Here is an 11688-nt window from a genome sequence, read left to right on the forward strand (position 1 = left end):
AGAAAGGATTTAACATGAAAAAGTTAACACATCATATCATGCTCTCAGGTATAACAGTATCTTTACTTTTCTCTCCACTAATGGCAACAACTAAGATTAAACCAAATCAATTACCTAGTGGAGGTAAATTTACACATGGAACAAGTGGAAGTATAAACACTAACAATAATATTATGAATATAACGGGTGATAAAACAAACTCTGTTATCCAATGGGGTGGTGGTTTTAGTATAGGAGAAAAAGCTCAAGTTAATTTTAAAGGTGAGAATAAAAACTATTTAAACATTGCTCATGGAACAAGTAAATCTACCATAGAAGGTATATTAAATGCAGGTGGTAATAATGTCTTTTTAATCAATCCTAATGGAGTAATCATTACTAAAACAGGAACTATTAATGCTAATCGCTTTGTGACTTCAACTTCTTCTATGAGTGATGCTGATATGAAAACATTTGCTAATTTAAAAGATTTAAGTGCAGGAACAAGCTTTTCTCCTGTGTTTAACTCACAAAAAGCAGGTAATGTAGTAAATATGGGTAATATTAATGCAAATGATGTATTGCTTATAGGGAATAAGGTGGATATACAGAGTGGTAAAATAGGTAAAGAAAATTCTAAAACACATTTAGTAGGTAATGATGTGTATATAGATGCAGATAATGTAAAATTAAATTCAACCATAGATGTTACTGCTATGAATGGTGGCCATATACAAAGACAAATGAATAAATTTGCTAATGATGATTATAAATTTGGTGAAAATGCAACAATAAACAATGTAAATTACACAGAAACTAATGGACAAATACGCAATGGAAATTCTTCTAACTTCAAAAAGATTTTAACCATAGGTAATATGGGAGATGAAAAAGCTAATGCTACAGAGTGGTTTTATTTTGCTAAGGGTTGGAATGAAAATCAAGGAGAAACTAGAAGTATAGATGAATTTAGATTAGTAGGTAATATAGATTTTAGTGGTAATCAAGGACAAAACAAAGAAGGTAGTCAAAACTATACAAATTATTGTATAGATGGTCTTGGTTGTACTTCTATGATAGTTGGGACAGATTATTACAATAATGCTTTTAACAAAACTTTTGATGGACAAGGATATACTTTAAAAAATATTAATATAGATACAACAACATTAGACAATAAACCACAATATGTTGGTATATTTGGAAGTGCTAATAAAGCTACATTTAAAAATATCAATGTAGATTATATGGGTGGTGGTATAAAGGCAAAAAATAACAATGGTAATCTTCATGTAGGTGGATTTGTTGGGGAATCTTATAATAGCACATTTACCAATATTTCTTTAAATAATATAGGTGATATTAGTAGTAGTAATGATGATTATTCCTATGTAGGTGGTTTTGCTGGGCGGATTGGTAATAATGCCACATTTTCCAATATTTCTTTAAATAATATAGGTGATATTAGTAGCAGTAATAATAATAATTCCTCTGCAGGCGGTTTTGCTGGGCATGTTGTTGTTCGTAATGCCACACTTACCAATATTTCTTTAAATAATATAGGTAATATTAGTAGTAGTAGTAATAATAATTCCTCTGCAGGTGGTTTTGCTGGGCATGTTGTTGTTGATAAAGCCACACTTACCAATATTTCTTTAAATAATATAGGTAATATTAGTAGTAGTAGTAATAATTCCTATGCAGGTGGTTTTGCTGGGTATATTATTGTTGATAATACCACATTTTCCAATATCTCTTTAAATGATATAGGTAATATTAGTAGTAGTAATGATGAGTCCTATGATTCCTATGCAGGTGGTTTTGTCGGGCGTATTTCTGGATATTATAGTTATACTGGAAACGTTAAATTTGAAAACATCTACATGTATTTTAAAGATGATGCAAAAATTACAGCTAGTGGTGGTGATCGTAATCGTGAAAATAAAGCAGGTAAATTTTATGGCCATGAGGATAATAAAAATTCTGTAACTTCCACCTTCAACAACATCCACATTTATTATAAAGATGGAACATTAAGTAATGCAACTGCTAGTAGTAAGTATGAAAACGAAGTTAAGAATGATAAAGAAGCTCAGAATGATAAAATCAACCTCCATACTTATACAGATGAAGCAGATGGTTATAAACAATTCCTAGATAAAGCAAAACATGTTACTGGTGCATCTATCACCCCGCCAACCATAACCCCACCAAGCAAACCAGAACAACCAGATGTTTCTGAAGGTGTTAGTAGTGATGTTAAACTAGATAAAGATGATCTAAATATTCCTGTATTAAATGATATATTAAATGATATATTAAATGGAAAATATTCTGTAAGTATAGATGATCTAGGAAATATCAAATTTACTCCAACTGATAAAATCACTCTTGATTCTGTTAAACAAAGTTTAGATTTCTTAAATGAATTTTTCAAACAAGAAGGAATGGAAGAACTTTTAAATAAATTTGAAAGTGATTTAAAAAACAAGTATGATAAAGCTTTAGCATTAAAAGATTATTTACAAACAACTATTAAAAGTGAAACTCAAGGAATTGTTAATGAATTTAATGCAATAAAACAAGCATATGAAGAAGAATTGAAAAAATACAATTACTATGTAAATTTACTCAATGAAGGAAAATCAATTGATAATTTTGATTTTACAGAAAGTGCTAAAAAAATAAAAGAATATAAAAATCAACTTGATGGATATATAAGTGATATTAATGATAAAATTGCAACAAAATACAATCAAGAAATAAAAGAACAATTTAAATATACTGATTTTACCATCAAAAATGATTTGTTTTATTCTAATATGCAAATACCTAATCAACCATCAATCCCTGATACAGGTAGTTCTAGTCTAAGCTTTGAACAAACTTCATCTTTCAATCTAAAAGGAGATGAAGCTATTAAAGAAGAAGAACAAGTTGAAGTAGTAGAAGAAACTTCATTGACGCAAAAAGGTAAAATTTGTATAGTAAGTGATAATTATAAAACTATGAATTCTTGTTTAGTTAGTGGAATGTAAATATTTTGCTAGGATAGCTATATCCTGGCAATAATAATGAGCATATTAATAAATGCTCATATTAAATACTATTTTGATTGATCAATAAATATAAAAACAAAAATTCTTGATTTTAAGAATAAAAAGGAAAAACCATCATGAAAAAACTCTCTCTTTGTATTGTAGCTATTAGCTCTTTAGTTTATGCTAATAATGGAAGTATTACCATAGTAAAAAATGATATAGAAAAGGCTATAGAGCTATCCCCTGATAGAAACCTCCCTCAAAACAAAGCTTTGAAAGAAAATCTAAAAACCAAAGATGATTATATAAAAAGCCAAGAAGCTAAAAAAGACTTTGAAGAAAAAAAGAAAGCTTTAAAAGAAAAACTACAACAAGAAGAGGAAGCTAATGAGGAAACTACTAATACAAACAATGATAAAACTAATACTAGTATAAATGATAATAATTCTAACTCAACTAATGATACTACTAATACAAACAACCAAACCAATACTAATTCTAACAATAACACCCCTACCATCAAAAAAATAAAAACCAAATACAAATTTGTCATCTCTAATAAAAATACTAGCTTTGAAAAACTAGGTATTAAAGAAGAAGATTTACAATTACTCATTAGTGAGTTTAGTACAAGAAAATTAAACTTACAAGATTTACAAGATATATCTAATATTATTGCTTATTATTTTCAAGTTAATGGCTATCCTGCAGCAACAGCTTATGTGCCCCAACAAGAATTTGAAGATAGTGTACAAATTAATATAGCCTTAGGAACACTAGGTAAATATGTAGTAAAGAATAAAACTAGCATAAAAGATCATTTCATAGAAAATAAACTTAATGAAAGAATCAAAGGTAAAATCATTTCTACTGCATTAATAGAAGATAGTGTATATAAAGTCAATGAAATGTATGGGATAACAACCCTAGCAGGATTACAAGCAGGAGAGAATATAGGAGAGACTGATGTAGTCATAGAAGTAATGCCTGATACCAAGGCTAATGTATTATTATATGCTGATAATTATGGTATTGAAAGTGCAGGGGATATTAGAGCAGGTATTAGTATGGGTTTTAATTCTATACTTAATATGGGGGATTATTATAATTTTTACTTACAATCAAGCAATGAAAAACAAATCAATTATGGAGCAAGTTATACTTTCTTTTTAGGAAATTTAAAAATTACTCCAAGTATTTCTCAAGGAACTTATTCTTTAGGTGGAATTTATGAGGGTTTAGGTTTTAGTGGTAAATCAAGAAATATTGGTATAGACTTTTCTTATCCTGTGTGGATTAATACTTATTCTTCTTTATACTTTACTTCTAGTATATATCATAAGATATTAAGTGATACTAGTTTAGATGTTATAAGCTTTGATAAGCATTCTAATGTAGGGAGTATGGGTTTAGAAGGTTTATTTAGAGGCTTTGAAAACAATACTCTTGCTTATGCTGGCAAAATAAGCATAGGTAAGGTTAATAATGATAGTGTAGATATTATATCTAATAAAGGCTTTGGTTGGTTTAGAAAATTAAATGCTAGTGTGAATAATTATTATAGTATTAATGAATACATTACTCATACACTTAATCTTAACTATCAAAAGGTATTAGGGAATTTTGAACTTGATTCTTCAGAGAGTTCATCTTTGGGTGGAGCTTATGGAGTAAGAGCTTATGATAATGGAGAGGGTGATGGAGATAATACTATAGTGGCTAATTTTGGTATAAGAATTAATCTACCAAATACTAATTTTTATTTTACTCCCTTTTATGATATAGGTTATGCTTGGTATGAAAAAAAATCATCAGATAGAAGAAGCAATGAACATTTCTTAGATGCAATAGGTTTACAAATACTTTATAATAAAGCAAATGAGTATTATATAAAATTAGATGCAGCAAGAGCGCTACATCAGTATAAATATGATGATGAACATAGAATGAAATTATATTTAAGTGGTGGGGTGTATTTTTGAAAAATTATTAAAGAGGAATGAGTGATTTGTAAATCACTCATTAGCTGTATCATAAAATATAATGTTATCATTAAGTGTTATTGGTAATATTTTATAATAAGTAATGAAATTTTGCATTCATAAGAAATATGATACAAATAGAGGATGAGTGAAAAAATACATTTTTTTAAGTTGTATATATATAAGTTCATTTGCTTTAAATTTAGAAGAAAGCTTGATTGAAGGTGAAGCTGATATTAGTAAGTATCAAAAATCAAACATTATTTCTAAACAAGTATTTTTTCAAAAACCACAAAAATATCAAACTCAAAATATTGATTTTGGAACCTTTGCTAGTAAATCTTTAGGACAAGTTTTGAATTTAAGTTCTAAAGATAAAACAGAGGCCAATTTAGACTATAATACTTTAAATGTAAATATAAAAAATATTAATTCAATACTAGATTATGAAAATACTACTTTACTTTTGGAAAAGCAAGTAAGAATAGGGCAATTAGAACAAGTATATTCTTTAGGACTTATCAATCGTTATGAATTTGATGACTTTAATTTAGGTTTTAATTATTTTAATGATCAGTATAAAGAAGCTTATGGAAAAAATAGTTTTGGTGTCGAATTTCAATTTAGTCATTATTTTAAAGTATACGCTAATCATTATAATATAAAAGAAAACGATAGTGAAGATAGTACAGAACTTGGTTTAATGTTTGATTTACCTTATTTGAATGTTTTAAGTGTTAATTCTAATATGAAAGAATTGCAATATCAGTATAACATTACTTATTCTCCTATTTCTATTGTAGATTTATCGCTTAATTATCAAGATGAAAAAACTAGCGCTAAAGATCAAGCCGCAATGTGGGTAAGATTTAGACTCAATTATGAACAAAGTTTAAGTAAACAATTTTACAATAGTCTTTACCATAAAAATCATATAGGGAAATTCAATCGTTATGATTTTGCTACTAGGACTTATTAATTGTTCATAAAACGAGTGATGTCATTATAGGTTACAAATACCATTAAACTTAAAAGCAAAGCCATGCCAAAATAACTAAGATATTCAAAGCATACTTTTGGAACTTCTTTTTTAAAGATTAACTCATAAAGGTTAAAAAGTATATGTCCTCCATCTAGTGCTGGGATGGGAAGTAAATTTAATACTCCAAGATTGATAGAAATTAAAGCAGTGATTAAAAACAAAACTACTATACTAGTGTTTGCTGCTTTAGAGGTTATATCTACCATAGTGATGATCCCGCCCATATTTTTAGCATCTAATTCCCCGCTGATGATTTTAGCAAGTCCTTTAAAAATAAGCATAGAGGCTTCTATACTTTCTTCATAAGCGTATTTTAAACTACTAATTCCTGGATGATAAATAGTAACAAACTCACCTTTAGGTGCTATACCAATTAATGGTTTTTGAACTTTTTGATAAAACTCATTATATCCTTGATCAATTTGTGGCGTTAAAGTGATATTGATGAGTTGATTATCGCGTTTTATATCAAGTAAAATTGGTTTTATATGAACAAGTTTGCCAATTTCTTCAAAGCTTTGGATTTTAACTCCATCTATGGATAAAATTTTATCTCCAATTTGCAAATTTGCTTTTTCTGCGGCTGAATTTGGCGCTATATCTCCAATAACAGGTGCAAGTTTTTGCACACCTAAAAAACCAATAGCTATGTAAAGCAAAAATGCTAAGAAGAAATTAAAAAATGGTCCTGCAAAAAGTATATAAATTCTAGCTAAAGGACTTAGAGTATTATAGCTATTTGGCTCATATTTTTTCTCACTAGGATTTAAATCGTCTTGTCCTTTAAGCTTAACATAACCACCAAAAGGTAAAGCAGATAAGCGGTATTCTGTATTTTTATGAGTTTTTTTAAAAATAGCTTTTCCAAAACCTATACTAAAAATTTCTACATCAACCCTCATATGTTTTGCAGCTAAAAAATGCCCTAGTTCGTGAAAAAAAATTAAAAAGGATATGACTAGAAGTGTTATTAAAAAACTAAAAGAATAAAATTTAAAGCCAATGGCTAAGATAATAAATAAAAATAAATATGATCTCAAATTATACCTTTTTAAAATGTCTTATATAAGCTAGTATGTATTCAAAAGCTGAATAAAGCGTGAGTACTAAGGCAATAAATAATAATGTATTAGCAAAAGGCCATTGCATGATTAGAAATATAATGGCTATTATTTGAAAGGTTGTTTTTATTTTACCCGCAAAAGAAGCACTTACATCAAATTTTTCACTGACCATCACTACTCTAAATCCGGTGATGAAAAACTCTCTTACTAAAATAATATAAATTATCCACGGATCAGCTTTTTGAGTGAGTAATAATCCTAAAAAAGCAGCCAAAACAAGCATTTTATCTGCTAAAGGATCTATAATGGCTCCAAGTTTGGTGGTTTGGTTCCAAGTACGTGCAATATAACCATCAAAAAAATCAGTCAAAGCCGCTATGCCAAAAACAACACATGCAAAATAATTTACCCAACTAGGATGGATATTTTCAAAATCATGAATTAATAAATAAAATAAAATAGGAGCTAATAGTATCCTTATAAATGCCAAAGCGTTGGGTAAATTCATGTTTGTTTAATCCTTATGTGATATAAATACCCCAAAAAAGGGCAATAAATCATTTAAAAGTGGTACCACCATCAACGATTAGCGTATGACCTGTGATCCAATTTGCTTTATCAGAGCATAAAAATAAACATGCCCCAGCTAAATCTTGAGGTTCACCGATGCGATTAAGCGGACTAAGATTAATTGTTGCGTTTTTTACTTCTTCATAGTTTGTAAATGCTTTGAGTGCATCAGTGTCAATCGGTCCACCACTTACTATATTTACGCGGATATTTTTTGCACCAAGCTCAGTTGCAGCATATCTTGCCATAGCTTCAACCGCTGCTTTTGCAGTACCATGTCCAGCATAATTTTCAATATGGACTAAATTTCCTGTAGAAGAAATAGATAGTATACTACCTCCACCAATTTTTTCCATTCTTTTGGCCGCTTCTTGTGCTCCAACTACAAAAGCATTTACGGTTGCTGTGAAAATATTATTAATACCTTTTGGTTTTAATTTTATAAATTTGGTATATCCGCCCACTACAGCACGACCTGAAATGATAGCATTGGAGATGAAAAAATCTATTCTGTCAAAATCTTGATCAATTTTTTCAAATAATTCTTTATAAGTTTCTGGTTCAAGTATATTAAACTTATATGCTTTTGCTTTGATTTTATAATTTGACTCTAAATCTTTTACAATTTCTTGAGCTAAGTCAGCATTAGAATTATAAGTAAAAGCTATATTTACTCCAGCTTTTGCAAATTCATATACAATAGCTTTGCCAATTCCTCTTGTTCCGCCGCTAATTACCAAAGTTTTATTTTGAAAAAAAGTATTCATTAAAATCCTTTTATATTATAGTTTTTCATTATTGCTTCTATTTTTGTTAAATTACAATCACTAGGTTTGCAAAGTGGCAAACGATATTCTAAAGTAGGGGTTAAACCTGCTATATACATTGCCGCTTTAATAGGTATAGGATTGCTTTCACAAAATAAAATTTTATTAATATTATACAACTCATCATTGATTTTTTTAGCTTCAATGTATTTTTCTTCTAAAGCTAGATGAGTTAATTTTGAAATCATATCAGGAAGTAAATTTGAAGTAACTGAAATCACACCTTTACCACCATTTGAAAGTATAGGATAATTAATTGCATCTTCCCCGCTTAAAAGCATCAATCTAGGTTCATGTGCTAATAAATCTACGCACTTATCAATGTTTCCGCTAGCTTCTTTAACCCCGTAAATATTTTCGCAATCTCTAAATAATTTTATAATGGTTTCTGTTTGAAGTTCACATCCTGTTCTTCCTGGGACATTATATAAAAGCACAGGTATATCAATACTTTTTGCTATTTCTTTATAGTGTAAATATAAACCTTCTTGTGTAGGCTTATTGTAATAAGGCGTAACACTTAAAATACCATCAGCACCATGTTCTTGGGCAAATTTAGCCAAGCTTACAGCTTCATGCGTAGCGTTACTTCCTGCACCTGCTAAGACCTTGCAAGAACTTCCTTTGCATGCATCAAGGGCAATTTCTATACAAATTCTATGCTCTTCATGAGTTAAAGTTGCACTTTCTCCAGTTGTTCCAACAGGTACTACTACATCAATACCATTTGCAATTTGTCTTTTGATGAGTTTATAATAAGTTTGTTCGTCTAGTTTTCCATTTTTAAATGGAGTAATTAAAGCTGTCATTGCTCCTATGATAATTTTATTGTCCATTTTCACCCCTTTTTTAAGATTATTGTAGTAGATTTATTTTCATTGAAGTATTTTTTAGCACAATGAATTAAATCATCTTTACTTAGATTTTTGATGTTTTTTTCATAATCAAGTAAAGGTTTTAAGTCTCCTCTTGCAAGATAAGAACCATAAATATTTGCCACACTACTTGCATTGCTTAATGAGAAAATAAAATCACTTTTTACGGTATTTTTGATTTTTTCCATGATGGTATCATCAAATTTGGCATTTTTTACATCATCAAGAATTTTTAAAAGTTCTTTTTCAACATCTTCTGCTTTTATGCCTTCATTGCAAACACAAATAAATATAAACAAATTCTCATCTATGTTTTCACTAGCATAAGCATAAAATTCATTGATTAGCTCTAGTTTGTCGATTAAAATTTTACTTATGAGAGAGCTTTTTCCATTTCCCAAAAGCTCACTTAAAGCACAAAGCTTTGGTATATCTTCGTGATTAAATGCGGGAATCTTATATGCAAGCGCTAATAATTGCGTATCGCTTTCTTTGTGTAAAATAATGCGTTTTGCACCATCTTGTTCAGGTTCTTTCTCATGGACTATGGGAATTGTTTTGGTGTTTTTAATATCATGAAAATGTTTTTTGGCTAGGTTAAAAACTTCATCTTCATTAATATCGCCACTTACAAGTAAGATGGCGTTTTTAGGTTGGTAGAAAGTTTGGTGAAATTCTCTTATATCTTCTATACTCCAATTTTGTATATCTTTGAAAAATCCTATCGGAGTCCAATGGTATGGGTGGTGTAAAAAGGCATGGTTATATAGTCTAAAGTATAAATAACCCAAAGGGTTATTATCAGTTCTCCATCGCCTTTCTTCTAAAACTACATCTCTTTCAGGTTGAAATTCATCATCTTTGAGATTTAAATTACGCATTAATTCTGCAAAAAGCCATAAAGATTTATCTAAATTTTCACTGGAGCATTTGATGAAATAATGTGTGTAGTCAAAGCCTGTGCTTGCGTTGTCCACTCCGCCAAAACCTTTAACTATCTCATCAAATTCACCTGCTTTTAAATTTTTAGTACTTTTAAAATTTAAGTGTTCTAGCATATGTGCTATGCCACTTTTTCCCATTTTTTCATTTCTTGAGCCAACTTTATAAAAAATATCTACACTAATTACCCCGCTTTTTTTGTTAACAGGTAGGGTATAAATTTCAAGTCCGTTCTCAAGGGTAGTGTTTTTATAATGAATCATTTAAAATTTACTCCTATAGCTTGACTGATATGGTTAAAGCCATCTTGTTTTAAAAGTTCAATTAAACCTTGGTTGATATTTTTGACTATACTTGGCCCTTTAAAGATCATAGCAGTATAAATTTGAACTAAGCTAGCACCATTTTTGATACGCTCATAAGCGGTTTCAGCACTGTCTATTCCACCACTTGCTATTAAAACAGTATCTTGATAAATTTCTTTTGCTACTTCCTTAAAGAAGGTTGCACTTTTTTGAGTGATTAATTTACCGCTAATTCCACCAAAAGTTCTTGCATTATCAATCAAAGAATAATCAATACTAGTATTTGCCATAATAATACCATCTGCCTTTGCATTAATAGCGCTTTTGCAAAGTGATATAGCACTATCGATATTCATATCTGGTGCGATTTTTAAAATGACTGGTTTGCTTGTGATTTCTTTTGCTTGATTAAATAAGGTGCTTACAAATTCTTCACTTTGTAAATCTCGTAGATTTTTAGTGTTTGGTGAGGAAATGTTGATTACAAATAAATCACATAAGTCTTTAAAATCTTTTAGTAAAATAATATAATCATTTATTGCTTCTTCATTTGAGGTAATTTTATTTTTGCCTATATTTGCCACCAAAGGTATGCTAAAAGGATAGACTTTTTTAACTTCTTTGGCGACAGCATCTTTGCCTTTGTTGTTAAAACCCATAGCATTTTGAATGCTTTCTTGTTCAACTAGCCTAAAAAGTCTAGGTTTTTCATTGCCACTTTGTGGTTTTGGAGTAAAAGTTCCATACTCTAAAAATCCAAAACCCAATGCACTTAGTGGTCTTATCATGGTTGCATTTTTGTCAAATCCACCTGCTAAACCTACTGGATTGTAAAAATGTAGATTGAAAATTTCTTGGTTTAGGGCTTCATCGTTTACTATGTAGTCTTTTGCAAAAAAACTAAGTCCTCCGGGAAAAATACAATCTAAAGTACGCATGCTAAATTCAGCTAAAGCATGGGCGTTTTCTGGATCTAATTTATATATTAAAGGTTTTAAGCTCTCATAAGTCATTTTTTTCCTTTTATGCGAAATAGCATATTTTACTAAAAAAATGATAAT

9 protein-coding genes are annotated in these 11688 nt (G+C 29.4%); 3 read left to right on the forward strand and 6 right to left on the reverse strand.

All coding sequences use genetic code 11. The annotated features are described in order from the left end of the window. Positions 1 to 14: 14 nt before the first annotated feature. The 3 genes from CSUB8523_RS03750 to CSUB8523_RS03760 all read left to right on the forward strand — a co-directional run bounded on the left by CSUB8523_RS03750 (position 15) and on the right by CSUB8523_RS03760 (position 5981). Positions 15 to 3017 carry a two-partner secretion domain-containing protein gene (locus CSUB8523_RS03750; RefSeq protein ID WP_043019666.1) on the forward strand — a complete coding sequence of 1001 codons (3003 nt, stop codon included), beginning with the start codon at positions 15 to 17 and terminating at the stop codon, positions 3015 to 3017. A 137-nt stretch (positions 3018 to 3154) separates the two neighbouring features. Then, complete coding sequence (locus tag CSUB8523_RS03755; RefSeq protein WP_043019667.1) at positions 3155 to 5002, forward strand: ShlB/FhaC/HecB family hemolysin secretion/activation protein; 1848 nt, start codon at positions 3155 to 3157, stop codon at positions 5000 to 5002. Between the two features lie 148 nt (positions 5003 to 5150). Next, entirely contained in the window at positions 5151 to 5981 is an 831-nt protein-coding gene (locus tag CSUB8523_RS03760; RefSeq protein ID WP_043019668.1) for an inverse autotransporter beta-barrel domain-containing protein, read from the forward strand. On the opposite strand, the gene rseP is transcribed toward CSUB8523_RS03760, so the two are convergent. Genes rseP through CSUB8523_RS03790 form a run of 6 tightly spaced genes read right to left on the reverse strand, consistent with a single transcriptional unit; the run spans position 5978 to position 11640 of the window. Further along, positions 5978 to 7084 (reverse strand): RIP metalloprotease RseP, encoded by a 1107-nt coding sequence (gene rseP / locus CSUB8523_RS03765; RefSeq protein ID WP_043019669.1) that lies wholly within the window; start codon positions 7082 to 7084, stop codon positions 5978 to 5980. The genes CSUB8523_RS03760 and rseP overlap by 4 nt on opposite strands. 1 nt (position 7085) lies before the next feature. Continuing rightward, entirely contained in the window at positions 7086 to 7616 is a 531-nt protein-coding gene (gene pgsA, locus CSUB8523_RS03770) for a CDP-diacylglycerol--glycerol-3-phosphate 3-phosphatidyltransferase (protein WP_043019670.1), read from the reverse strand. Positions 7617 to 7665: 49 nt separating this feature from the next. Continuing rightward, a complete protein-coding gene (locus tag CSUB8523_RS03775) occupies positions 7666 to 8445 on the reverse strand; it encodes an enoyl-ACP reductase (protein ID WP_043019671.1) in 780 nt (259 codons plus the stop codon). After that, positions 8445 to 9341, reverse strand: a complete 897-nt coding sequence (gene dapA, locus CSUB8523_RS03780; protein WP_043019672.1) for a 4-hydroxy-tetrahydrodipicolinate synthase — start codon at positions 9339 to 9341, stop codon at positions 8445 to 8447. The genes CSUB8523_RS03775 and dapA overlap by 1 nt, the downstream gene beginning before the upstream one ends. A 2-nt stretch (positions 9342 to 9343) precedes the next feature. Beyond that, positions 9344 to 10585, reverse strand: coding sequence for a M16 family metallopeptidase (locus CSUB8523_RS03785; protein ID WP_043019673.1), 1242 nt, complete (start codon positions 10583 to 10585; stop codon positions 9344 to 9346). Continuing rightward, the gene (locus CSUB8523_RS03790) at positions 10582 to 11640 is read right to left on the reverse strand and encodes a quinone-dependent dihydroorotate dehydrogenase (protein ID WP_043019674.1); all 1059 of its coding nucleotides are present in this window, start codon (positions 11638 to 11640) and stop codon (positions 10582 to 10584) included. The genes CSUB8523_RS03785 and CSUB8523_RS03790 overlap by 4 nt, the downstream gene beginning before the upstream one ends. Positions 11641 to 11688 lie beyond the last annotated feature (48 nt).

Origin of the sequence: Campylobacter subantarcticus LMG 24377, assembly GCF_000816305.1 — a bacterium.
GTDB lineage: Bacteria > Campylobacterota > Campylobacteria > Campylobacterales > Campylobacteraceae > Campylobacter_D > Campylobacter_D subantarcticus.